The sequence below is a fragment of the Geobacillus sp. Sah69 genome, from assembly GCF_001414205.1.
GTDB lineage: Bacteria > Bacillota > Bacilli > Bacillales > Anoxybacillaceae > Geobacillus > Geobacillus stearothermophilus.
The window spans coordinates 37,438-62,281 of the sequence record NZ_LLKS01000022.1 but is presented as its reverse complement, the minus strand read 5'-3'; the positions used below and the strand labels follow the sequence as shown (position 1 = coordinate 62,281).

Below are 24,844 nucleotides of genomic sequence, written 5' to 3'. Positions count from 1 at the left end.
GGCACAAGGGAGCTTGACTGCGAGACGGACAGGTCGAGCAGGGACGAAAGTCGGGCTTAGTGATCCGGTGGTTCCGCATGGAAGGGCCATCGCTCAACGGATAAAAGCTACCCCGGGGATAACAGGCTGATCTCCCCCAAGAGTCCACATCGACGGGGAGGTTTGGCACCTCGATGTCGGCTCATCGCATCCTGGGGCTGTAGTCGGTCCCAAGGGTTGGGCTGTTCGCCCATTAAAGCGGTACGCGAGCTGGGTTCAGAACGTCGTGAGACAGTTCGGTCCCTATCCGTCGCGGGCGCAGGAAATTTGAGAGGAGCTGTCCTTAGTACGAGAGGACCGGGATGGACGCACCGCTGGTGTACCAGTTGTCCCGCCAGGGGCACCGCTGGGTAGCTATGTGCGGACGGGATAAGCGCTGAAAGCATCTAAGCGTGAAGCCCCCCTCAAGATGAGATTTCCCACCGCGTCAGGCGGGTAAGATCCCTCGAAGATGACGAGGTCGATAGGTCCGAGGTGGAAGCGTGGCGACACGTGGAGCTGACGGATACTAATCGATCGAGGGCTTAACCTAACAAGAAAAGTGGAGGCCGCCTGCTTATCGGCGAGGCGCGCTGGAGGGCCTGCGAGCGGGCTTAGCCCGCCGCAGCAGGACCGAAGCGTCGCGAGCCGATGGCGGCCGGAACTAGACAGCGAAAAGCGCAGGCGAGCGGTTCGCCGCGACGGGCAAATGTTCTTCACCCGCAGGGGTGCTAGCACCCCGAGGGGGAAGGTTATTTGACCCCGAGCGGCGGCGAGCCGGAGCTAGACAATGAAAAGTGAAAGCGCCCCGGCTTCTTCCTGAAACGGTTATCTAGTTTTCAGGGAACGAATTCCTGACAACCTCATATGGCCTAGTGGTGATAGCGGAGGGGAAACACCCGTTCCCATCCCGAACACGGAAGTTAAGCCCTCCAGCGCCGATGGTAGTTGGGGCCAGCGCCCCTGCAAGAGTAGGTCGCTGCTAGGCTAAGCAGAAAGCACGCCTTTTTCTTCATTAGGAGAAAAAGCGTGCTTTTTCGTTTATCTGACCGAGAAGCGTTTTACTGGGCGAAAAAACGGATATTCTATAGATAGTCTCCCTTGTTTCGGTAGCCCTTGCAATTTTTCGTCATACATTGTATAGTAAAAGCAAGGTCAAATATAGTCAAAGTCAACAAGATGGCGGTGATGCTTCTTCCCAAGGAATGCCCGTTTATTATTGGGCAGGGAGCAGCTTGGTTGTGAGGAAGGTGGGAGGTAGAGTGCCAAACATTTCCGACATTATCGAGCAATATTTGAAGCAAGTACTCAATATGAGCGACCAAGACATCGTTGAAATTAAACGAAGTGAAATTGCTAATAAATTCCGATGTGTTCCCTCGCAAATCAACTATGTCATCAACACGAGATTCACGCTCGAGCGCGGATATATTGTTGAAAGCAAGCGCGGTGGCGGCGGCTATATCCGCATTATGAAAGTAAAGACGAAAAGCGAGGCGCAGCTGATTGACCAGTTGCTCGAGCTGATCGACCACCGCATCAGCCAGTCGAGCGCCGAAGATGTGATAAAACGACTTATGGAAGAAAAGGTGATTTCGGAGCGGGAAGCGAAAATGATGTTGAGCGTGATGGATCGCTCCGTTTTATATATCGATTTGCCCGAGCGGGATGAACTGCGGGCGCGCATGTTAAAGGCGATGCTGACGTCGCTAAAGTATAAGTAGGGGAGGGGAAGGCATTGATTTGCCAAGAATGCAAGCAACGCCCGGCGACGATGCATTTTACGAAAATAGTCAACGGGGAAAAAACGGAATTTCACCTTTGCGAGCAATGCGCCAAAGAACATGGTCATACGTTTATGCTCTATGGCCATGACGACTTTCCGCTCAACAATTTGTTAGCGGGGCTTCTCAACTTTCAAGCTCCGATGAAAGAAGTGACGGCCAATGCGTTCCCGAATCCGGATTTGCTTCAATGCGAGACGTGCCAAATGACATACCACCAGTTTACGCAAATTGGGCGGTTCGGTTGCGCCGACTGCTATCGGACGTTTGCCCGTTACCTTCCGCCGATTTTAAAACGGCTTCATAGCGGAAATACTGCTCATTCAGGGAAAATTCCGAAGCGAAAAGGCGGCGTCCTCCATTTGCGGAAGCAGCTGGCCACGTTGAAACAAAAGCTTCAGGAATTAGTTGCCCGCGAGGAATTTGAGCGGGCGGCCGAGGTGCGCGACCAGATTCGTTCGTTAGAGGACGAACTTCGCCGACGTGGAGAGGGGGAGATGTAGCGGTATGTCATTTGGAAAGTTTTTCAACACAGCGGTCAGCGCTTGGATGAGCCAGGAGGGGCCGAATTCGGACATCGTGTTGAGCAGCCGCATCCGGCTGGCGCGCAATATTGTTGATTTTCGTTTCCCAACGCTGTTTAGCAGCGAAGAGGCGAAACAAATCGTTGCCTTGTTTGAGCGCGCGTTCGTCCATCGTCCGTATGGGGAAGCGGGACGGTTTGAACTGTTGAAAATGTCGGAGCTTCAACCGATTGAAAAACGGGTATTGGTGGAAAAGCACTTAATCAGCCCGCATTTGGCTGAAGATTCGCCGTTTGGCGCCTGCCTGCTTTCGGAAAATGAGGAAATCAGCATTATGATCAACGAGGAAGACCATATCCGCATTCAGTGTCTGTTTCCAGGGCTTCAGCTTGCCGAGGCGCTTGAGGCGGCGAGCGAGTTGGATGATTGGATTGAAGGGCATGTCAACTATGCGTTCGATGAACGGCTTGGTTACTTAACGAGCTGTCCGACGAACGTCGGAACGGGGTTGCGGGCGTCGGTGATGATGCATCTTCCGGCGCTGGTGCTGACGCAGCAGATCAACCGCATCATCCCTGCCATCAACCAGTTGGGACTCGTCGTCCGCGGCACGTACGGGGAAGGAAGTGAGGCTTTAGGGAACATTTTCCAAATTTCGAACCAAATTACGCTCGGAAAATCAGAAGAAGATATTGTCGCTGATTTGCATACGATCGTTGAGCAGCTCATCGCCCAAGAAAGGGCGGCTCGCCAGGCATTAGTGAAAACGTTGGGCATACAATTAGAAGACAAGGTATTCCGTTCATACGGCATATTGGCCAACTGCCGCGTCATCGATTCGAAGGAGGCGGCGCAATGCCTGTCGGATGTGCGTTTAGGGATCGATTTAGGATATATCAAAAACGTCTCGCGCAACATTTTAAATGAGCTGATGATTTTGACGCAGCCAGGATTTTTGCAACAATATGCCGGAGGGGTGCTTCGCCCTGAGGAACGGGATGTCCGCCGGGCGGCGTTGATTCGGGAACGCTTAAGGATGGAAACACGAAGAAAGATGGAGGGTGATGAACGATGATGTTTGGCAGATTTACGGAACGGGCGCAAAAAGTGCTGGCGTTGGCGCAAGAGGAAGCCATCCGCCTCGGCCATAACAATATCGGAACCGAACATATTTTGCTTGGGCTGATCCGTGAGGGGGAAGGAATCGCTGCTAAAGCGCTCATGGCGCTTGGACTTGACCCGGATAAAATCCAAAAAGAAGTCGAATCGCTCATCGGCCGCGGCAATGAAGTGTCCCATACGCTCCATTACACGCCGCGGGCGAAAAAAGTGATCGAGCTGTCAATGGACGAAGCGAGGAAACTTGGCCATTCGTATGTCGGCACGGAGCATATTTTGCTTGGCTTGATCCGCGAGGGGGAAGGCGTGGCCGCTCGCGTGCTGAACAACCTCGGGGTGAGCTTGAACAAGGCGCGCCAACAAGTGTTGCAACTGCTCGGCAGCAATGAATCGGTATCGGGCCACGGCGGTGGGGGGGCTTCGCATGTAAGCACGCCGACGCTTGACAGCCTTGCCCGCGATTTGACGGCGATTGCCCGCGAAGGGCGGCTTGATCCGGTCATCGGCCGCAGCAAAGAAATTCAGCGTGTTATTGAAGTGTTGAGCCGACGGACAAAAAACAACCCGGTGCTCATCGGTGAACCGGGGGTTGGAAAAACAGCGATCGCGGAAGGATTGGCCCAGCAAATCGTCAACAACGAAGTGCCGGAAACGCTGCGCGACAAACGGGTCATGACGCTCGATATGGGGACGGTCGTCGCCGGGACGAAATACCGCGGCGAATTTGAAGACCGGCTGAAAAAAGTGATGGACGAAATTCGCCAGGCGGGCAATATCATTTTGTTCATCGATGAACTCCATACGTTAATCGGCGCTGGCGGAGCCGAAGGGGCCATCGACGCGTCGAACATTTTAAAGCCGGCCTTGGCGCGTGGAGAATTGCAATGTATCGGTGCGACAACGCTTGATGAATACCGCAAATACATTGAGAAAGATGCTGCGCTCGAGCGCCGCTTCCAGCCGATTCACGTCGATGAGCCGACAGTTGAAGAGTCGATTCAAATTTTAAAAGGGCTGCGCGACCGGTATGAAGCGCATCATCGCGTCTCGATTTCCGATGAGGCGATCATTCAGGCAGTCAAACTTTCCGACCGGTATATTACCGACCGGTTCCTGCCGGATAAAGCGATCGACTTGATTGATGAAGCTTGCTCGAAAGTGCGTCTCCGTTCGTTCACGGCGCCGCCGAAACTGAAAGAACTGGAGCAAAAGCTTGAAGAAGTGCGAAAAGAGAAAGATGCGGCCGTGCAAAGCCAAGAATTTGAAAAAGCGGCGTCGCTGCGTGATATGGAGCAGCGGCTGCGTGAAGAGCTTGAAGAAACGAAACGTGCGTGGAAAGAAAAACAAGGCCAAGAAAATTTGGAAGTGACGGTCGAAGACATTGCCGCGGTCGTCTCGAGTTGGACCGGGATTCCGGTATCGAAGCTGGCCGAGACGGAAACCGAGCGGCTGTTGAAACTGGAAGAAATTTTGCATTCGCGCGTCGTCGGCCAAGACGAGGCGGTCAAAGCGGTGGCCAAAGCGGTGCGCCGCGCCCGGGCTGGCCTCAAAGACCCGAAACGCCCGATCGGTTCGTTCATTTTCCTCGGCCCGACCGGCGTCGGGAAAACGGAATTGGCCCGTGCATTGGCCGAGGCAATGTTTGGAGATGAAGATGCCCTCATTCGCATCGATATGTCCGAGTATATGGAAAAACACTCGACATCGCGGCTCATCGGTTCGCCGCCGGGGTATGTCGGCTACGAAGAAGGCGGTCAGCTGACCGAAAAAGTGCGTCGCAAGCCATACTCGGTCGTTCTGTTGGATGAGATGGAAAAAGCGCATCCGGACGTGTTTAACATCTTGCTGCAGGTGCTCGAAGACGGGCGGTTGACTGACTCGAAAGGGCGGACGGTTGACTTCCGCAACACGATCATCATTATGACATCGAACGTCGGCGCGGATGCTTTGAAGCGGAACAAGTATGTCGGCTTTAACATCCAGGATGGAAACCAGCAATACAAAGACATGAAAAGCAAGGTCATGGATGAGCTGAAAAAAGCGTTCCGTCCGGAGTTTTTGAACCGGATCGATGAAATTATCGTCTTCCATTCGCTTGAAAAAGACCATCTAAAACAAATTGTCCGTCTGATGGCTGATACGCTGGTGAAACGGCTGAAAGAGCAAGATATTGACCTTGAATTGACGGAGGCGGCGATTGAGAAAATCGCTGCTGAAGGTTTCGATCCGGAATACGGGGCTCGCCCGTTGCGCCGCGCTTTGCAAAAACATATTGAAGACCGTTTGTCCGAAGAACTGTTAAAAGGCACGATCGCCAAAGGACAAAAAGTCGTCGTTGATGTGAAAGATGGGGAATTTGTCGTATTGGCAAAACAGGCCGTGATGTGATGAAAAAAGGTATGCGGCACGATGCTGCCCATACCTTTTTTCCATATGGAACACAAGAGAGAAAGGGTTAGTTCAATGGCGAAAAAGAAGACGAAATTTGTTTGCCAAGAGTGCGGATACGAATCGGCGAAGTGGCTCGGCCGCTGCCCGGGATGCCAAACGTGGAACTCATTCGTCGAGGAAATCGAGCCGGTCAGAACCGCTGTGCGTGGGGCATTTCTCCATTCGGAGCCGTCCGGGTCCGCTAAACCGGTTCCGATTACTGCCGTTGCCGCGGTGCAAGAGCCGCGCATCGAAACGAACAGTGCAGAGTTCAATCGAGTGCTCGGTGGGGGGATCGTCAAAGGGTCGCTCGTCTTAATCGGCGGCGACCCCGGCATCGGCAAGTCGACGCTGTTGCTGCAGGCCTCAGCGCAACTGGCGGCTAGGCATACAGTGTTGTATGTATCGGGCGAGGAATCCGTCAAACAGGTAAAACTGCGCGCTGGGCGCCTTCGCGCCGAGTCCGATCATCTGTATGTGTTAGCGGAGGCGAATTTGGAATATATTGTATCAGCGATTGAAACGATTCAGCCCTCCTGTGTCGTGATTGATTCAATCCAGACGGTGTACCGGACGGATATTACGTCAGCGCCGGGCAGTGTCGCCCAAGTGCGCGAGTGCACCGCTGAGTTGATGAAAATCGCCAAAACAAAAGGCGTCGCCATTTTTATCGTCGGCCATGTGACGAAAGAAGGGGCGATCGCCGGGCCGCGCATTCTCGAGCATATGGTCGATACCGTCCTTTATTTTGAGGGGGAGCGGCATCATACGTACCGCATTTTGCGGGCGGTGAAAAACCGCTTCGGTTCGACGAATGAAATCGGTATTTTTGAAATGCGCGACATCGGGCTGCGGGAAGTGGAAAATCCGTCCGAAGTGTTTTTGGAAGAGCGATCGCACGGGGCGGCGGGTTCGACGGTGGTGGCGGCCATGGAAGGGACGCGCCCGGTTCTGGTGGAAATTCAAGCGCTCGTTTCGCCGACAAGCTTCGGCAACCCGAGGCGGATGGCGACCGGCCTCGATCATAACCGCGTGTCGTTGCTTATGGCCGTATTGGAAAAGCGGGTCGGGCTGCTGTTGCAAAACCAAGATGCCTATTTGAAGGTGGCGGGCGGAGTGAAGCTTGATGAGCCGGCCATTGACCTAGCCATCGCCGTCAGCATCGCCTCAAGCTTTCGCGATCGGCCGACCAATCCGACCGACGTCATTATCGGTGAAGTCGGGTTGACCGGGGAAGTGCGGCGTGTCTCCCGCATTGAACAGCGTGTGCAAGAGGCTGTCAAACTAGGTTTTTCCCGTGTCATTGTACCGAAAAACAATTTGGCAGGTTGGCAGCCGCCGGCAAGCGTTCAGGTGATCGGCGTTTCCCATGTGGCTGAGGCGCTCGAGCACACGATGATTTGAACGCTTTCTTCGGGGGAACGGGCAAATAGGAAACGGCTGGGGGCGCTCGCTAAAGCATCCTCTTGCTCCGCCCCGATCATGTTTTGCATGAAATGACCGAACTTTTTGTTTCGAACAACGTAAATATATATAGGGGGGCAACGTCCTTCCGCTGTGCACGGGCGTCCAGCGCGAATTGTTACAAGCGGATGTCGAATGTTCAAAAATGGTTAAAAATTGGGTTTCGGTTGGTTTCAAACATTGGAAACTGTTTATAATGTTAGATAGGGAGGTGAAGATGAGCCGATGGTCAAACGTGTCGTACAACTATTTTTTCTCGCCGTAGGCGGAACGCTGGGCGCCATGTTTTTGCCTGATTTGCTTGCGCTGTTGAATGTAAGCGGCATGCCGCTCATCCATAATTCCTATACGTTGGCGGTGTTGGGCGCTGTTCTTTTCTTTTTGTTGACGTTTTGGCTTGTGGATTATGTTGTGGACATGGTGCGCTGGGTCGAGGAAACATTGGTAAGGGCGCCTGCTGCTGACGTGCTGTTTGGCAGCCTCGGGCTGATTTTTGGTCTTATTATTGCGTTTTTGGTCGTCATGCCGCTGCAATCGTTTCGAATTCAAGTGTTGAACACGGTGCTGCCGATTTTTTTGACGATCTTGCTTGGCTATTTAGGGTTTCGTGTCGGCTTAAAGAAACGGAATGAGCTGATGAACTTATTTTCTCTTTCCAATCGAATGACAAAGAAAAAAGGCGGAGAAACCGAGAACGAGGCGCCGAAAGGTGGAGCGGTGAAAATTTTGGACACAAGCGTCATCATCGATGGGCGGATCGCGGACATTTGCCAAACCGGGTTTTTGGAAGGCCCGCTTGTCATTCCCCGTTTTGTGTTAGAGGAGCTCCAGCATATCGCCGACTCCTCCGATGTGCTGAAGCGAAACCGCGGCCGCCGCGGCTTGGATATTTTAAACCGCATTCAAAAAGAGATGGCGATGAAGGTGGAAATTCATGAGGCCGACTTCAGCGATGTGCAAGAAGTCGACAGCAAGCTCGTCAAACTAGCCAAACAGCTTCAAGGCGTCGTCGTCACAAACGATTTCAACTTGAACAAAGTGTGTGAGCTGCAAAACGTGCGCGTCCTTAATATCAACGATTTGGCTAATGCCGTCAAGCCGATCGTCCTGCCGGGCGAGGAGCTGAATGTGCATGTCATTAAGGACGGAAAGGAACATAACCAGGGCGTTGCTTACTTGGATGACGGAACGATGATTGTTGTCGAAGACGGCAAAGAATATATCGGCAAACGGGTTGACGTCCTAGTCACCAGCGTGTTACAAACATCTGCGGGGAGAATGATTTTTGCCAAGCTGAAGTTGTTGCAAAAAGCGCTGTAAACAGAACAGGGGAAACGTCCAATGAACTACGAAGCGATTGTCTTGGCGGCCGGACAAGGAAAGAGGATGAACGCCGGTATGAATAAGCAGTTTATTGAACTAGGCGGCGAACCGCTCATCGTCCGGACGCTGAAGGTGTTCGACCGCGATGAACGGTGCGCCCGCGTCGTGCTTGTCGTGAATCCGGCGGAGCGAAGCCGCTTTGAGCAACTTGTCGTTCGTTTTCGTATCAAAAAAGTGGCAGCGTTCGCTGAGGGCGGCGAGGAGCGGCAACATAGCGTCTATAACGGGCTGCAGGCGTTAGAGGGACGGGGCATTGTCCTGATCCACGACGGCGCCCGCCCGTTTATTCACGTCCGCCATTTGCATGAGCTGGCGGATGCAGCCGCCCGATACGGGGCAGCGGTCCCGGCTGTGCGGGTGAAAGACACAATCAAAAAAGTGGACGGTTTGTTTGTCGAACAGACGATTGATCGTTCCAGCTTGTGGGCGGTGCAGACGCCACAAGCTTTTCGTCTGTCTTTGATCGCCGAGGCGCATGAGGCTGCGAAACGGGAAGGCTATCTTGGCACGGACGACGCCAGCCTCGTCGAGCGGCTCGGCAAGCCGGTGAAAATTGTAGAAGGGGACTACCGCAACATTAAACTGACGACTCCGGAAGACATTTTGTTTGCCGAGGCGATTTTAGCGAGCCGCGTCGCAGAGTAAACGGAGGTGAAGACATGTTTCGCATCGGACAAGGGTTTGACGTTCACCAGCTCGTTGAAGGGCGTCCGCTTATCATTGGCGGCGTACATATTCCGCATGAGAAAGGGCTGCTCGGCCATTCGGATGCCGATGTGCTGCTCCACGCGGTGGCGGACGCGTGCCTTGGAGCGATTGGCGCCGGCGATATCGGACGGCATTTTCCTGATGATGACCCGCGCTATAAAGACGCGGACTCAACCGAATTGTTGGCGCACGTATGGACGCTCGTCCGGAAGGAAGGGTATGCATTGGTGAACGCCGACTGTACGATTATCGCTCAAAAGCCGAAAATGGCTCCGTACATTGAGGAGATGAAAGCCGTGATCGCCCGCCTGCTTGAAGCCGAGCGCACACAAGTGAACGTCAAGGCGACGACAACGGAAAAACTCGGGTTCACCGGGCGCGGGGAAGGCATTGCCGCCCAAGCGGTCGTGTTGCTTAAAAAGAGCGGGGAGTAAGGCGCAACCGTTAGGCGCCGAATGGGGCGAGCCGTCCGTTTTGAACTTTGCCGCGATAAACGGTACAATAAGGGTACAAGTTTGGATGAAAGTGGAGGGTTGGACGATGGCAAAAGATGTGCGCGTGCGCTATGCGCCGAGCCCGACCGGCCATTTGCATATCGGAGGGGCGCGGACCGCGCTGTTTAACTATTTGTTTGCTCGCCATCACGGCGGAAAAATGATCGTCCGCATCGAGGATACGGATATCGAACGGAACGTGGAAGGCGGCGAACAGTCGCAGCTCGAAAACTTACAATGGCTCGGCATCGATTATGACGAGTCCGTTGATAAAGATGGCGGCTATGGGCCGTACCGCCAGACGGAGCGGCTTGATATATACCGGAAGTATGTGGACGAACTGCTCGAGCAAGGACATGCGTACAAATGTTTTTGCACGCCGGAAGAGCTTGAGCGGGAGCGGGAGGAGCAGCGTGCGGCCGGCATCGCCGCTCCGCAATACAGCGGCAAGTGCCGCCGTTTGACGCCGGAACAGGTCGCGGAACTTGAGGCGCAAGGCAAGCCGTATACGATCCGCCTCAAGGTGCCGGAAGGGAAAACATACGAAGTCGACGATCTGGTGCGCGGCAAAGTGACGTTTGAATCGAAAGATATCGGCGATTGGGTCATTGTGAAGGCGAACGGTATTCCGACGTACAACTTTGCCGTCGTCATCGACGACCACCTTATGGAGATCAGCCATGTGTTCCGCGGTGAGGAGCATTTGTCCAACACGCCGAAGCAGCTGATGGTGTATGAATATTTTGGCTGGGAGCCGCCGCAGTTTGCCCATTTGACGTTGATTGTCAACGAACAGCGGAAAAAGTTGTCCAAGCGCGATGAGTCAATCATTCAGTTCGTGTCGCAATACAAAGAGCTCGGCTATTTGCCGGAAGCGATGTTCAACTTTTTCGCCCTCTTAGGCTGGTCGCCGGAAGGGGAGGAAGAAATTTTTTCGAAAGACGAGCTCATCCGCATCTTCGACGTTTCGCGGCTGTCAAAGTCGCCGTCGATGTTTGACACGAAAAAGCTGACATGGATGAACAATCAATACATCAAAAAACTCGATTTGGACCGGCTCGTCGAATTGGCTTTGCCGCATTTGGTGAAAGCCGGGCGCTTGCCGGCGGACATGAGCGACGAACAGCGGCAGTGGGCGCGCGATTTAATCGCACTGTATCAAGAGCAAATGAGCTACGGGGCGGAGATTGTTCCGTTGTCCGAGTTGTTCTTTAAGGAAGAAGTCGAATACGAAGATGAGGCGCGCCAAGTGCTCGCCGAAGAACAAGTGCCCGACGTGCTTTCGGCCTTTTTGGCCCATGTGCGGGACCTCGACCCGTTTACAGCCGACGAAATTAAAGCGGCGATTAAGGCGGTGCAAAAGGCGACCGGACAAAAAGGGAAAAAGCTGTTTATGCCAATTCGCGCCGCGGTGACCGGGCAAACGCACGGGCCGGAGCTTCCGTTTGCCATTCAGCTGCTCGGCAAACAAAAAGTAATCGAGCGGCTCGAGCGGGCGCTGCAAGAAAAATTTTAGCGGAATAGGTGTGCACGTTTGCGTAGTGCGTGTGGTATAATAATACAAAGTTTATCGGTTGAACAAGCGCATAGTGAAAAAGCGTTGACGAGGAGAAGTAGGAAACGCCGTCATCCCAGAGAGAGTCGCCTTGGCTGGAAGCGGCTTATGCCCGGCGTTATCCGAAATGCGCCTCGGAGTCTCCTTTCGAACCGGAACAGAGACGTTCTGCAGTAGAGAGGAGCGGAGCCTCTCCGTTATCGGACTCGAGTGAGTGAAACGGCGTTTTCCCGTTTCGCTAAACAGAGTGGAACCGCGCCAAAAGCGTCTCTGTGTCTTCGGCACAGGGACGCTTTTTTATTCAAAACAACTTAGAGGGATGGAGGGAGGACATGATGTTTAAAACGTTAAAAGAGGATATTGAGGTCATTTTTGAGCAAGACCCGGCGGCAAGAAGCTACCTGGAAGTCATTTTAACGTACTCCGGTCTGCATGCCATTTGGGCGCATCGGATCGCTCATGCGCTTTACAAACGGAAATTTTACTTTCTTGCCCGGTTGATTTCGCAAATCAGCCGCTTTTTCACCGGCATTGAAATTCATCCGGGCGCCAAAATCGGCCGCCGCTTTTTCATCGACCACGGCATGGGTGTGGTGATCGGCGAAACGTGCGAAATCGGCGACAATGTCACGGTCTATCAAGGGGTCACATTAGGAGGGACAGGGAAAGAAAAAGGGAAGCGGCACCCGACGATCAAAGACAACTGTTTGATCGCTGCCGGCGCGAAAGTGCTCGGGTCGATTACGATCGGCGAAAACTCGAAAATTGGCGCCGGGTCGGTCGTGTTAAAAGACGTGCCGCCCAACTCAACCGTCGTTGGCATTCCGGGCCGCGTGGTTGTGCGTGATGGAGTGAAAGTGAAAAAAGATTTGAACCACACCGACCTGCCAGATCCGATCGCTGACCGGTTCCGGGAGCTTGAAGAGGAGATCGTCCGGCTGAAAAGCGAGTTGGAGGCATTGAAACAGCAAGAAAGGAAGAGCGAGTATGAGCAGCATCCGGCTTTATAATACGTTGACGCGAAAAAAGGAACCGTTTGAGCCGCTTGAGCCCAACAAGGTCAAAATGTATGTATGCGGTCCTACCGTTTACAACTATATCCATATCGGGAACGCCCGGGCCGCCATCGTCTTTGACACGATCCGCCGCTATTTGGAGTTCCGCGGCTACGACGTGACGTACGTATCCAATTTTACCGATGTCGACGACAAACTGATTAAGGCGGCCCGCGAGCTTGGCGAAAGCGTTCCGGCGATTGCCGAGCGGTTTATCGAGGCGTATTTTGAAGACATTCAGGCGCTTGGCTGCAAAAAGGCGGACATCCACCCGCGCGTGACAGAAAATATCGGGACGATTATCGAATTCATCCAAGCGCTCATCGACAAGGGGTATGCGTACGAGGTGGATGGCGACGTCTACTACCGGACGCGCAAGTTTCCCGGTTACGGCAAGCTGTCGCACCAATCGATCGATGAATTGCAGGCTGGAGCGCGCATCGAAGTCGGCGAGAAAAAAGACGACCCGCTCGATTTCGCCCTTTGGAAAGCGGCGAAAGAAGGAGAGATTTGTTGGGACAGTCCATGGGGGAAAGGGCGGCCGGGTTGGCATATCGAATGCTCGGCGATGGCGCGCAAATATTTAGGCGATACGATCGATATCCACGCCGGCGGCCAAGATTTGACGTTCCCGCACCATGAAAACGAAATCGCCCAGTCAGAGGCTTTGACCGGCAAACCGTTTGCGAAATATTGGCTGCACAACGGGTATTTAAATATTAACAACGAAAAAATGTCGAAGTCGCTCGGCAACTTCGTGCTCGTCCACGATATCATCCGGCAGATTGACCCGCAAGTGCTGCGCTTCTTTATGTTGTCGGTGCACTATCGCCATCCGATCAACTACAGCGAAGAGCTGCTCGAGAGCGCCCGGCGCGGGCTCGAACGCTTAAGGACGGCATATGGCAACTTGCAGCACCGGCTCGGAGCGAGCACGAATTTAACCGACGACGATGACAAATGGCTGTCGCGCATCGCTGCGGTCCGCGAATCGTTCATCCGCGAAATGGACGACGATTTCAACACGGCGAACGGCATTGCGGTTCTATTTGAGCTGGCGAAACAAGCGAACTTGTATTTGCAGGAAAAGACGACATCGGAAACCGTTATTGGCGCCTTTTTGCGTGAATTTGAACAGTTGATGGACGTGCTTGGCCTCGATCCAAAGCCAAAGCAAGAAGAGCTGCTTGATGAGGAAATCGAGGCGCTGATCCAACAGCGCAACGAAGCGCGGAAAAACCGCGATTTCGCGCTGGCTGACCGCATTCGCGACGAGTTGAAGGCCAAAAACATTATTTTGGAAGATACGCCTCAAGGGACAAGATGGAAACGGGGATCATAAGCAATGGCGCAGTTTGAGACCGTTCATGATGTCAAACAATTAAATGGCTTGGCGCTCGCCTATATTGGCGATGCGGTTTATGAAGTGTACGTGCGCCGCCACTTGCTGGCGATGGGCAGCGTACGGCCGCACGAGCTGCATCGGCGGGCGATCCGCTACGTGTCGGCCCGGGCGCAAGCAAGAGTCATTTTAACCTTGCTTGATGAAGGCGTGTTGACGGAAGAGGAGCAAGCCATCGTCCGCCGCGGCCGCAACGCGAAATCAGGCACGATTCCGAAAAATACGGATGTGCAGACATACCGGCACAGCACCGCGTTCGAAGCGTTGATCGGCTATCATTTTTTACAGGACAACGGCCGGCGGGTCGACGAGTTAATCGGCCGTTCATTTGCGATTATTGAAAGGGAAGAAAGGGCGTTGGAATGATGGATTACATTATCGGCAGAAACCCGGTCATCGAGGCGCTCAAATCCGGGCGCGACATCAATAAAATCTGGATCGCGGAAGGAGCGCAGCGCCACGCCGTCGAGCCTGTCCTCGAATGGGCGAAGCGGCGGGGCGTGCTCGTCCAATATGTTCCGAAGCGCAAGCTTGACCAAATGGTTGACGGGGTGCACCAAGGGGTGATCGCCCAGGCGGCCGCATACCGCTATTACGAGGTCGACGATTTGTTTGCCCGCGCCGCCCGACGGGAAGAAGCGCCGTTTTTCCTCATTTTGGACGAAATCGAAGACCCGCATAACTTGGGCGCCATTATGCGCACCGCAGATGCGGTCGGAGCGCACGGGCTCATCATCCCGAAACGGCGGTCGGTGGGGTTGACGCCGACCGTAGCGAAGGCGTCAACCGGAGCGATCGAGCACGTTCCGGTCGCGCGCGTGACGAACTTGGCGCGGACGATCGACGAGCTGAAAGAGCGGGGCGTTTGGGTGGCTGGCACCGATGCAGACGCCAAAGATGACTACCGCTTCCTTGACGGCACGATGCCGTTGGCGCTGGTCATCGGCAGCGAGGGAAAAGGCATCAGCCGGTTAGTGCGGGAAAAGTGTGATTTCTTGTTTCGGCTGCCGATGCGGGGGCACGTCACTTCGCTCAACGCTTCTGTCGCCGCCAGTTTGCTCATGTACGAGGTGTACCGAAAGCGGTATCCGCTAGGGGAATAGCCGATGAACGTTTTAATTGTCGACGGTTACAACATCATCGGGGCATGGCCGGCGCTGCGCCGGCTGAAAGAGGAAGGCGATCTGGCAGCGGCAAGGGATTTGTTGATTGACAAACTGGCCGATTACAAAGGGTTCACCGGGGATCACGTCGTGATCGTGTTTGACGCCCATCTCGTGCAGGGAAACGAGAAAAAGTATAAAAACTACGATATCGATGTCATTTTTACAAAGGAAAATGAGACAGCGGACGAACGGATTGAGCGGTTGGCGAAAACGCTCATCAACGCGCGCACCAAAGTGTATGTCGCGACATCGGATTATACGGAACAATGGACGGTGTTCGGTCAAGGCGCCTTGCGCAAATCGGCGCGCGAACTTCTGCACGAAATCGAAGAGGTGGAGCGGGATATTTCAAAAAAGTTGCAGTCAATGAAGCAGCATACCCCGACCTTGAAAGTGCCGCTCAATGACAGAGTTGCCGAAATTTTTGAAAAATGGCGGAGAGGGCAAAAATGAGCGGTTGACGCTGTAAAAATTTGCACTGTATAATAAATGTTAGCGATTGATGCGGTCGGGGGGGATCAGCGTGGGGGAATGCTTAAAAGTAGACAAGCCAAAGGATTATAAACATTTAGAGGATGAACAGCTTGTTACACTTGTTCACGAAGGGGATGGAGAAGCGCTTGATTTTTTGATCCACAAATACCAAAACTTTGTGCGCGCCAAAGCCCGCTCATACTTTTTAGTCGGGGCTGACCGCGAGGACATTGTGCAGGAAGGGATGATCGGGCTGTACAAGGCAGTCCGCGATTTTAAGGGGGACAAGCTCTCTTCATTTAAAGCGTTTGCAGAACTATGCATCACGAGGCAAATGATTACCGCGATTAAAACCGCGACCCGCCAAAAGCACATTCCGCTCAACTCTTACGTTTCCTTGGACAAGCCGATTTACGACGACGAGTCGGACCGGACGCTGATGGACGTGTTGTCCGGCACGCAGGTGACCGACCCGGAAGAGCTGATTGTCAACCGCGAGGAAGTTGACGATATTGAGCTGAAAATGGCGGAATTGCTCAGCGATTTGGAGCGGAAAGTGCTCGCGTTGTATTTGGACGGGCGCTCGTACCAAGAAATTTCCGAAGAGTTAAACCGCCATGTCAAATCGATCGACAACGCCTTGCAGCGCGTCAAACGGAAGTTGGAGAAATATTTGGAATATCGGGAAATCAGTTTGTAGGCGGTGCATCGGCCGATGGCCGAACGGAGGCCAAAAGATGGCATTGACAGCGGAAATGCTGATATGATAAATTTTTATGGACATCTCGCGGGAACGGTCAAACGTTTATGTTAACGAGCAACGTTGGCTCGCGCGCAATGCGGGAGCCGAAACTGCACGGCTGCAAAACAGGCCGGTTGCCTTGGTGCAGGCGCTTGGCGGCCAACAAGTTTTGTTCGATGAGCAACAATCATACCGTCCATCGCGAGACGAAGCAGGCGGTGGGGACAGTTTTGATCAATCGTGGAGGTACGAGGGATGCAGCGAGTAATCAACTTTTTCAAAGAAGTCGTGCGGGAGTTGAAAAAAGTGAGCTGGCCGAGCCGGAAAGAACTAGTGAACTATACGGGAATCGTATTGGCTACGGTGGCGTTTTTCACCATCTTTTTCGCCGTTGTCGACCTCGGCATTTCGCAGTTGATTCGCCTTGTATTTGAATAAGCGGGCGGATGATATGCTATAATGAAAGATAATCGTGCGAACATGGAACCCGGAAACGGGTTTTTGTTTTGCGCAGAAAACAAAATGAAAACCGCCCTAGGGAGGCTCGCTGATGGAGAAAAACTGGTATGTCGTCCATACATATTCGGGATACGAAAATAAGGTGAAAGCCAATTTGGAGAAACGCGTTGAATCAATGGGAATGCAAGACAAGATTTTCCGTGTTGTCGTCCCGGAAGAAACGGAAACGGACATCAAAAACGGCAAACGGAAAACGACGAAAAAGAAAGTGTTCCCCGGTTATGTGCTTGTCGAAATGATCATGACCGACGATTCGTGGTACGTCGTGCGCAACACGCCGGGCGTGACCGGATTTGTCGGTTCGAGCGGGGCTGGTTCGAAACCGACGCCGCTCATGGAGGAAGAAGTCAAAATGATTTTGAAGCGGATGGGCATGCCGCTTACTGAGATTGATGTCGACTACGAGGTGAATGAAACGGTTCGGATTAAAGAAGGGCCGTTTGCCAACTTCACTGGAAAAATTGAGGTGATTGACCTCGACAAACATAAGGTGAAGCTGCTTGTCGATATGTTTGGCCGCGAAACACGGGTGGAATTGGAGTTTTCGCAAATAGAAAAAATCTAATGGAAAAGAACTTGCAATCGTTGTTGAAAAGTGATACTATTTTAAAGTCAGTATGTCTTGAATCTTAGACAAGGCATGCAGCGATGAACTTATACGTGCTGTATAAGGGAGCGAACGTGCTTGATGCGCTAATCCTCCCGGCCGAAACGGGAGATATGAAAGCGGCTCGTCAGATCGGAGCCGGATGGAGTGGGAGGGGCAATCCCTAATACCACATCACGGACTTAAGGAGGTGTGTCTCGTGGCGAAAAAAGTAATCAAGATCGTCAAACTGCAAATTCCTGCAGGGAAAGCAAATCCGGCGCCGCCAGTAGGTCCTGCGTTAGGTCAAGCCGGTGTTAATATTATGGCGTTTTGCAAAGAGTTTAATGCCCGTACCGCTGACCAGGCAGGCTTGATCATTCCGGTTGAAATTACGGTTTTTGAAGACCGTTCGTTTACATTCATCACGAAAACGCCGCCGGCCGCTGTACTGTTGAAAAAAGCGGCGGGCATCGAATCGGGCTCCGGCGAACCGAACCGCAACAAAGTAGCGACGATCAAACGTGACAAAGTGCGCGAGATTGCTGAATTGAAAATGCCGGATTTGAATGCAGCGAGCATTGAAGCAGCCATGCGTATGATTGAAGGCACGGCTCGCAGCATGGGCATCGTGATCGAAGACTAAGGCTGGTTTGTTGTCCGGGGGGTTGCGTATTCCGCAACCTCTCTCTCCATGGGCAAAAAAGTCTTTTATGAATGAAGGACAGTCCTTTTCAGAAGGTCGCTGTCTGCTGAATGGTTCGCCTTCGAAAGAAGCGAAGGTTGTTTGATCGTGGGAGGTTTTTTCCGCTAAAACCACAATTGAGGAGGATTTTACATGCCGAAAAGAGGAAAAAAATACTTAGAAGCGTTGAAGCTCGTTGATCGCTTCAAGGCTTATCCGGTTGCAGAAGCGATCGAGCTCGTGAAAAAAACGAACGTCGCGAAATTTGATGCGACGGTGGAAGTTGCGTTCCGATTGGGCGTTGACCCGAAAAAAGCGGACCAACAAATTCGCGGCGCTGTCGTCCTGCCGCACGGCACGGGGAAAGTAGCGCGCGTGTTAGTGTTCGCAAAAGGGGAAAAAGCGAAAGAAGCAGAAGCAGCTGGCGCTGACTATGTCGGCGATACAGAATACATCAATAAAATCCAGCAAGGCTGGTTTGACTTTGACGTCGTTGTTGCCACGCCGGATATGATGGGCGAGGTCGGGAAACTCGGTCGTATTTTGGGTCCGAAAGGGTTAATGCCAAACCCGAAAACCGGCACGGTCACGTTTGACGTTGCGAAAGCTGTGCAGGAGATCAAAGCTGGTAAAGTGGAATACCGCGTTGATAAAGCCGGCAACATTCATGTGCCGATCGGCAAAGTATCGTTCGACAACGAGAAACTGGTCGAAAACTTCGCCGCCGTCTACGAGGCGATTTTGAAAGCCAAACCGGCGGCAGCGAAAGGGACATACGTCAAAAACGTGACGATTACGTCAACGATGGGTCCTGGCATTAAAGTGGACCCGACGACGGTGGCTGTTGCACAGTAACGGTTGACTTTCTGTGTCGAGTCTGATAAAATGCCATTTGGCTGAACAAACGAATATCATTTATACCGTAGACAGTAGGTGCCGTTCCCGGCTTAATTTCCTACCGAGGTATGTGGACGATAAGCAGCGCGCCATAGGCCGGCAGCAGCCGGCGGCCGTGCGTTGAACGCTACCTCCATGTCTACGCGGCATGGAGGTTTTTTATTGAGCCGCCAAACGGTATAACTGGTATTCCACCATTTTCTTTGCAGGAGGTGCAGGACGTGTCGAGCGCGATTGAACTGAAAAAACAAGTGGTTGCCGAGATTGCGGACAAATTCCGCGCCAGCAAGGCAACCGTCATCGTCGATTACCGCGGCCTGAACGTGGCGGAAATGACCGAGCTGCGCAAACAGCTGCGCGAAGCAGGCATTGAGTTCAAAGTGTATAAAAACACGATGACCCGTCGGGCGCTCGCGGAAGTCGGCCTGGAAGGATTGGATGAGATGTTTACCGGCCCGAACGCCATCGCGTTCAGCAATGAAGATGTTGTGGCGCCGGCAAAAATTTTAAGCGAGTTTGCGAAAACGCATGAGGCGTTGGAGATCAAAGGCGGCGTCATCGAAGGGAACATCGCCAGCAAAGAAGAAATCGATGCGTTGGCGAAGCTCCCGTCCCGCGAAGGGTTGCTTTCGATGCTGCTTAGCGTTCTCCAAGCCCCGATCCGCAACTTTGCGCTTGCGGTCAAAGCGGTGGCTGACAAGCAAGAAGAACAAGGCGCGTAATCGTGTATACCGATGTGCGTAACACACCATCAACCAAACAAGGAGGAAATGATGATGACGAAAGAACAAATCATTGAAGCTGTGAAAAATATGACGGTATTGGAATTAAACGAACTGGTAAAAGCAATCGAGGAAGAATTCGGCGTAACGGCGGCAGCTCCGGTTGTTGTCGCTGGCGGTGCGGCAGCCGGCGCTGAAGCAGCAGCTGAGAAAACAGAATTTGATGTCATTCTCGCTGATGCTGGCGCGCAAAAAATCAAAGTTATTAAAGTTGTCCGCGAACTCACTGGTCTCGGCTTGAAAGAAGCGAAAGACTTGGTTGACAACACGCCGAAACCGATCAAAGAAGCCGTTTCGAAGGAAGAAGCAGAAGAAATTAAAGCCAAACTTGAAGAAGTTGGCGCAAAAGTTGAAGTGAAGTAATGGCGTCATTGCAAAAAAGAGGCTGACCCAAGCAAGGGAAAGCCTCTTTTTTGTTACACTATATATCGGGAGCCGAAGCGGCTTGCCGACAGAGGAGGGATGATGGTGAGCGAACATTATTATTCAGCTGCTCCCACGTCGGAGCGAAACCCGCAAACGTGGACGTTTACGCTCCGGGGGCATGAATTTCGCTTTACAACCGACAGCGGGGTGTTTTCCAAACGCGGTGTCGATTTTGGCACGCAGCTGCTGATCGAAACGTTTGAGGAGCCGGAAGTGGCCGGCGACCTATTGGATGTCGGCTGCGGATACGGACCGATCGGCCTCGCTCTGGCCAAATCGTTTCCGAACCGGCTCGTCCAAATGATCGATGTGAATGAGCGGGCGCTGGAGCTGGCGCGGGAAAACAAGCGTGCAAACCATATCGATAATGTGCGCATTTACCAGAGCGACTTGTTTTCAGAAGTCGGGGAACAGCGGTTTGCGGCCGTTGTCACCAATCCGCCGATCCGGGCCGGCAAGCGGGTTGTCCACGCGATTTTTGAACAAAGCCGGGACCACTTGCTTGACGGCGGGGAGCTATGGGTCGTCATTCAAAAAAAACAAGGGGCGCCATCAGCGCTTGAAAAGCTGAAAGAACTGTTTCCGTTTGTTGAGGTGGCTTCCAAGAAAAAAGGATATTATATCATAAAGGCAAAAAAATGTTGACACTCTTTTTTGGTTGTGGTAACATTATAAAATGCTAAATATGCACATTTCCCACATGAGGGGATGACGTATATTTTTGGATATGATGGAAAAAATGATAAAATCAATATACAGCTAAACATATGGTTTTCTACTGGATAGAAACCATTTTCTTTTTTTCTCCATCCAACGCCTGGTTTCCTCGCACCGGGAGCGTGTGAAATCCCCTTACCGAAACGGCGGCGTCATAGCTGAACCGTTTCCGTCCGGATGGCGGGGGCCAGCCGCATGCATGCCTAGCGCTTTGCCCCGGAATGGCGGAGCGGCCGACGGCCTTGGCGGCATATGCCGCCAAGGCGGCTGGATCAATGCGATGTTCCGCTTCCGGTTTTCACTAATGTCTACATTTGAGGGGTGAATCACTCTTGACAGGCCGACTAGTTCAATACGGGCGACACCGCCAACGCAGAAGCTATGCACGCATCAGCGAAGTGCTGGAATTGCCGAACTTGATCGAAATTCAAACGTCCTCCTACCAATGGTTTCTCGATGAAGGGCTGCGGGAAATGTTTAGGGAAATTTCCCCGATTGAAGACTTTTCCGGCAATCTCTCGCTTGAATTTATCGACTATAGTTTAGGAGAACCGAAATATACGGTCGAAGAGGCGAAAGAACGCGACGTTACATATGCGGCGCCGCTTCGCGTCAAAGTTCGCTTGATTAATAAAGAAACGGGCGAAGTGAAAGAACAAGACGTGTTTATGGGCGATTTTCCGCTCATGACGGAAACCGGAACGTTTATTATCAATGGGGCGGAACGCGTCATTGTTTCCCAGCTCGTCCGTTCGCCAAGCGTCTATTACAGCGACAAAGTTGATAAAAACGGCAAACGCGGCTACTCGGCGACAGTGATTCCGAACCGCGGCGCATGGCTTGAATATGAAACCGATGCGAAAGACGTCGTTTACGTTCGCATCGACCGTACCCGTAAACTGCCCGTTACGGTGCTTCTCCGTGCGCTTGGGTTCAGCTCCGACCAAGAAATCATCGATCTGCTCGGCGACAACGAATACTTGCGCAATACGCTTGAAAAAGATAATACCGACAGCACGGAAAAAGCGTTGATTGAAATTTACGAGCGTCTTCGTCCGGGAGAACCGCCGACGCTTGAGAATGCGAAAAATTTGCTGGCGTCGCGCTTTTTTGATCCGAAGCGCTATGACTTGGCGAGCGTAGGCCGTTATAAAATCAATAAAAAACTTCATATTAAAAACCGCTTGTTCAATCAGCGGCTCGCGGAAACGATCATTGATCCCGAAACCAAGGAAGTCATCGCTGAAGCTGGAGCGATGATCGACCGCCGGACGCTGAACCGCCTGCTGCCGTATTTGGAAAAAGGAGTCGGGTTGCGGACGTACCGTCCGGCTGAGGGAGTGGCGGATGGTCCGATTGAGGTGCAGACCGTGAAAATTTATGCACCGAATGATCCGGACAACGAAAAGGTAATCAACATCATCGGCAACGGCTTTATTGCGGAAGATGTCAAACATATTACGCCGGCGGACATCATTGCATCGATCAGCTATTTCTTCAACTTGCTCCACGGCGTCGGCGATACGGATGACATCGACCATTTGGGCAACCGCCGCCTCCGTTCGGTCGGCGAACTGCTGCAAAACCAATTCCGCATCGGCTTGTCGCGCATGGAACGCGTCGTGCGCGAGCGCATGTCGATTCAAGATACGAACACGATCACGCCGCAGCAGCTGATCAACATCCGCCCGGTGATCGCAGCGATTAAAGAGTTTTTCGGCAGCTCGCAGCTGTCGCAGTTTATGGATCAGACGAACCCGCTCGCTGAACTGACGCATAAGCGCCGCCTTTCTGCGCTTGGCCCCGGCGGATTGACGCGCGAGCGCGCCGGGTTTGAAGTGCGCGACGTTCACTATTCGCACTACGGGCGGATGTGTCCGATCGAGACGCCGGAAGGGCCGAACATCGGGCTCATCAACTCGCTGTCCACTTACGCGAAAGTGAACAAGTTTGGTTTTATTGAAACGCCATACCGGCGCGTCGATCCGGAAACAGGTCGGGTAACGGACCAAATCGATTATTTGACAGCCGATGAAGAGGACAATTACGTTGTAGCGCAGGCGAACGTACCGCTTGCGGAGGACGGCACGTTCCTTGAAGAAAACGTCATCGCCCGTTTCCGCGGCGAGAACATCGTCGTCAAGCGCGATCGCGTCGACTATATGGACGTGTCGCCGAAGCAAGTTGTCTCGGCGGCGACGGCGTGCATCCCGTTTTTGGAAAATGACGACTCGAACCGCGCCTTGATGGGGGCGAACATGCAGCGGCAAGCCGTGCCGCTGTTGGAACCCGAAGCGCCGATCGTCGGCACAGGCATGGAGTATGTTTCGGCGAAAGACTCGGGCGCGGCGGTGATTTGCAAGCATCGCGGCATCGTCGAGCGCGTCGAAGCAAAGGAAATTTGGGTGCGTCGGCTGATTGAAGTGGACGGCAAAGAAGTCAAGGGTGATCTAGATAAATATCGGTTGCTGAAATTCGTCCGGTCGAACCAAGGCACGTGCTACAACCAGCGGCCGATCGTGAAAAAAGGCGATATCGTGGAGAAGGGCGAAATTTTGGCCGATGGCCCGTCGATGGATAAAGGCGAATTGGCGCTTGGCCGCAACGTGCTTGTTGCCTTTATGACATGGGACGGCTACAACTACGAAGATGCGATCATCATGAGCGAACGGCTCGTCAAAGAAGACGTGTATACGTCAATCCATATTGAAGAGTATGAAGCCGAATCGCGCGACACGAAGCTCGGTCCGGAAGAAATTACACGCGACATCCCGAACGTCGGTGAAGATGCGTTGAAAAACTTGGATGAGCGCGGCATCGTCCGCATCGGTGCAGAAGTGAAAGACGGCGATTTGCTCGTCGGCAAAGTGACACCGAAAGGAATGACCGAGCTGACGGCTGAGGAGCGGCTGTTGCATGCGATCTTCGGCGAAAAAGCGCGCGAGGTGCGCGATACGTCGCTGCGCGTCCCGCACGGCGGCGGCGGCATTGTCCTTGACGTCAAAGTTTTCAACCGCGAAGACGGCGACGAACTCCCGCCGGGCGTGAACCAGTTGGTGCGCGTCTATATCGTGCAAAAGCGGAAAATTTCCGAAGGCGATAAAATGGCAGGCCGCCACGGAAACAAAGGGGTTATCTCCCGCATTCTTCCGGAAGAAGATATGCCGTTCTTGCCGGATGGCACGCCGATTGACATCATGTTGAACCCGCTCGGCGTTCCGTCGCGGATGAACATCGGGCAAGTGTTTGAGCTGCATCTTGGCATGGCGGCGAAAAAACTTGGCTTGCATATCGCTTCCCCAGTCTTTGACGGAGCGACGGAGGAAGATGTTTGGAACATTCTTGAAGAAGCCGGCATGGCGCGCGATGCCAAAACGGTGCTGTATGACGGGCGGACGGGCGAACCGTTTGACAACCGCGTGTCGGTCGGGATCATGTACATGATCAAGCTTGCCCACATGGTCGACGACAAACTCCACGCTCGCTCGACCGGCCCGTACTCGCTTGTCACCCAGCAGCCGCTCGGCGGTAAGGCGCAGTTCGGCGGCCAGCGCTTTGGCGAGATGGAAGTATGGGCGCTTGAAGCGTACGGTGCGGCGTATACGCTGCAGGAAATTTTGACCGTCAAGTCTGACGATGTGGTTGGCCGCGTCAAAACGTACGAAGCGATCGTCAAAGGGGAAAACATTCCGGAACCGGGCGTGCCGGAGTCGTTTAAAGTGTTGATCAAAGAGCTGCAAAGTCTAGGGATGGACGTCACGATTTTGACGAGCGACGAACAGGAAATCAACATGGAAAACTTTGACGACGATGATGATCATGCGCCGGATGCGATCATGGTCGATGTGAAACCGGCTGAACCGGAAGAAGCCAGCGAAGAAAAAGATGCGGTAACGAAAGAGTAACCGGCAATG

The 24,844-nt window shown here is 53.1% G+C and carries 23 protein-coding genes, 2 rRNA genes and 2 other annotated features; all 25 genes read left to right on the top strand.

The features are described from left to right. Positions 1–571: ribosomal RNA gene (locus AP057_RS04205) — 23S ribosomal RNA — on the top strand; the annotation flags it as partial. 318 nt (positions 572–889) lie between these two features. Continuing rightward, positions 890–1,006 (top strand): 5S ribosomal RNA (gene rrf / locus AP057_RS04200). Positions 1,007–1,280: 274 nt separating this feature from the next. Further along, positions 1,281–1,742, top strand: coding sequence for a transcriptional regulator CtsR (gene ctsR, locus AP057_RS04195; RefSeq protein WP_033017268.1), 462 nt, complete (start codon positions 1,281–1,283; stop codon positions 1,740–1,742). 14 nt (positions 1,743–1,756) lie between these two features. After that, positions 1,757–2,305: a UvrB/UvrC motif-containing protein gene (locus tag AP057_RS04190; RefSeq protein ID WP_033008611.1), complete on the top strand. Its 549-nt coding sequence runs from the start codon at positions 1,757–1,759 to the stop codon at positions 2,303–2,305. Between the two features lie 4 nt (positions 2,306–2,309). After that, positions 2,310–3,401 (top strand): protein arginine kinase, encoded by a 1,092-nt coding sequence (locus AP057_RS04185; RefSeq protein WP_033017267.1) that lies wholly within the window; start codon positions 2,310–2,312, stop codon positions 3,399–3,401. Further along, positions 3,398–5,833 carry an ATP-dependent protease ATP-binding subunit ClpC gene (gene clpC / locus AP057_RS04180; protein ID WP_033017266.1) on the top strand — a complete coding sequence of 812 codons (2,436 nt, stop codon included), beginning with the start codon at positions 3,398–3,400 and terminating at the stop codon, positions 5,831–5,833. The genes AP057_RS04185 and clpC overlap by 4 nt, the downstream gene beginning before the upstream one ends. A 75-nt stretch (positions 5,834–5,908) precedes the next feature. Next, complete coding sequence (gene radA / locus AP057_RS04175; protein ID WP_033017265.1) at positions 5,909–7,279, top strand: DNA repair protein RadA; 1,371 nt, start codon at positions 5,909–5,911, stop codon at positions 7,277–7,279. 285 nt (positions 7,280–7,564) lie between these two features. Beyond that, the gene (locus AP057_RS04170) at positions 7,565–8,659 is read left to right on the top strand and encodes a PIN/TRAM domain-containing protein (protein WP_033008620.1); all 1,095 of its coding nucleotides are present in this window, start codon (positions 7,565–7,567) and stop codon (positions 8,657–8,659) included. A gap of 21 nt (positions 8,660–8,680) precedes the next feature. After that, positions 8,681–9,367, top strand: coding sequence for a 2-C-methyl-D-erythritol 4-phosphate cytidylyltransferase (gene ispD / locus AP057_RS04165; RefSeq protein ID WP_033008621.1), 687 nt, complete (start codon positions 8,681–8,683; stop codon positions 9,365–9,367). 14 nt (positions 9,368–9,381) lie between these two features. After that, positions 9,382–9,864 carry a 2-C-methyl-D-erythritol 2,4-cyclodiphosphate synthase gene (gene ispF / locus AP057_RS04160; RefSeq protein WP_033008623.1) on the top strand — a complete coding sequence of 161 codons (483 nt, stop codon included), beginning with the start codon at positions 9,382–9,384 and terminating at the stop codon, positions 9,862–9,864. Positions 9,865–9,970: 106 nt separating this feature from the next. Continuing rightward, on the top strand, positions 9,971–11,440 hold the full coding sequence (gltX, locus tag AP057_RS04155) for a glutamate--tRNA ligase (RefSeq protein ID WP_033008710.1): 1,470 nt from the start codon (positions 9,971–9,973) through the stop codon (positions 11,438–11,440). Between the two features lie 75 nt (positions 11,441–11,515). Then, positions 11,516–11,754, top strand: a binding site (T-box leader). Between the two features lie 24 nt (positions 11,755–11,778). After that, positions 11,779–12,489, top strand: a complete 711-nt coding sequence (gene cysE / locus AP057_RS04150) for a serine O-acetyltransferase (RefSeq protein ID WP_230581422.1) — start codon at positions 11,779–11,781, stop codon at positions 12,487–12,489. Next, complete coding sequence (gene cysS / locus AP057_RS04145) at positions 12,467–13,876, top strand: cysteine--tRNA ligase (protein WP_033017262.1); 1,410 nt, start codon at positions 12,467–12,469, stop codon at positions 13,874–13,876. The genes cysE and cysS overlap by 23 nt, the downstream gene beginning before the upstream one ends. 3 nt (positions 13,877–13,879) lie before the next feature. Next, complete coding sequence (locus AP057_RS04140; protein WP_033017259.1) at positions 13,880–14,302, top strand: Mini-ribonuclease 3; 423 nt, start codon at positions 13,880–13,882, stop codon at positions 14,300–14,302. Then, positions 14,302–15,039, top strand: coding sequence for a 23S rRNA (guanosine(2251)-2'-O)-methyltransferase RlmB (gene rlmB / locus AP057_RS04135; RefSeq protein WP_033017258.1), 738 nt, complete (start codon positions 14,302–14,304; stop codon positions 15,037–15,039). Before AP057_RS04140 ends, rlmB begins: the two co-directional genes overlap by 1 nt. Positions 15,040–15,042: 3 nt before the next feature. Continuing rightward, complete coding sequence (locus AP057_RS04130) at positions 15,043–15,555, top strand: NYN domain-containing protein (protein WP_055358135.1); 513 nt, start codon at positions 15,043–15,045, stop codon at positions 15,553–15,555. 70 nt (positions 15,556–15,625) lie between these two features. After that, positions 15,626–16,276, top strand: a complete 651-nt coding sequence (sigH, locus tag AP057_RS04125) for an RNA polymerase sporulation sigma factor SigH (RefSeq protein WP_033017272.1) — start codon at positions 15,626–15,628, stop codon at positions 16,274–16,276. Between the two features lie 297 nt (positions 16,277–16,573). Next, positions 16,574–16,756: a preprotein translocase subunit SecE gene (secE, locus tag AP057_RS04120; RefSeq protein WP_033017257.1), complete on the top strand. Its 183-nt coding sequence runs from the start codon at positions 16,574–16,576 to the stop codon at positions 16,754–16,756. A gap of 112 nt (positions 16,757–16,868) precedes the next feature. After that, positions 16,869–17,402, top strand: a complete 534-nt coding sequence (gene nusG, locus AP057_RS04115) for a transcription termination/antitermination protein NusG (RefSeq protein ID WP_055358134.1) — start codon at positions 16,869–16,871, stop codon at positions 17,400–17,402. Between the two features lie 241 nt (positions 17,403–17,643). Beyond that, positions 17,644–18,069, top strand: a complete 426-nt coding sequence (rplK, locus tag AP057_RS04110) for a 50S ribosomal protein L11 (protein WP_044746824.1) — start codon at positions 17,644–17,646, stop codon at positions 18,067–18,069. A gap of 192 nt (positions 18,070–18,261) precedes the next feature. After that, positions 18,262–18,963 (top strand): 50S ribosomal protein L1, encoded by a 702-nt coding sequence (gene rplA, locus AP057_RS04105; protein ID WP_050368058.1) that lies wholly within the window; start codon positions 18,262–18,264, stop codon positions 18,961–18,963. A 47-nt stretch (positions 18,964–19,010) separates the two neighbouring features. Continuing rightward, positions 19,011–19,175: a sequence feature (ribosomal protein L10 leader region), on the top strand. Between the two features lie 51 nt (positions 19,176–19,226). Further along, positions 19,227–19,727 (top strand): 50S ribosomal protein L10, encoded by a 501-nt coding sequence (rplJ, locus tag AP057_RS04100; RefSeq protein WP_055358133.1) that lies wholly within the window; start codon positions 19,227–19,229, stop codon positions 19,725–19,727. Positions 19,728–19,781: 54 nt separating this feature from the next. After that, positions 19,782–20,150, top strand: a complete 369-nt coding sequence (rplL, locus tag AP057_RS04095) for a 50S ribosomal protein L7/L12 (RefSeq protein ID WP_033008641.1) — start codon at positions 19,782–19,784, stop codon at positions 20,148–20,150. A gap of 105 nt (positions 20,151–20,255) precedes the next feature. Next, positions 20,256–20,858: a class I SAM-dependent methyltransferase gene (locus AP057_RS04090; protein ID WP_033008715.1), complete on the top strand. Its 603-nt coding sequence runs from the start codon at positions 20,256–20,258 to the stop codon at positions 20,856–20,858. 404 nt (positions 20,859–21,262) lie between these two features. Next, complete coding sequence (gene rpoB / locus AP057_RS04085; protein WP_055358132.1) at positions 21,263–24,835, top strand: DNA-directed RNA polymerase subunit beta; 3,573 nt, start codon at positions 21,263–21,265, stop codon at positions 24,833–24,835. Positions 24,836–24,844 lie beyond the last annotated feature (9 nt).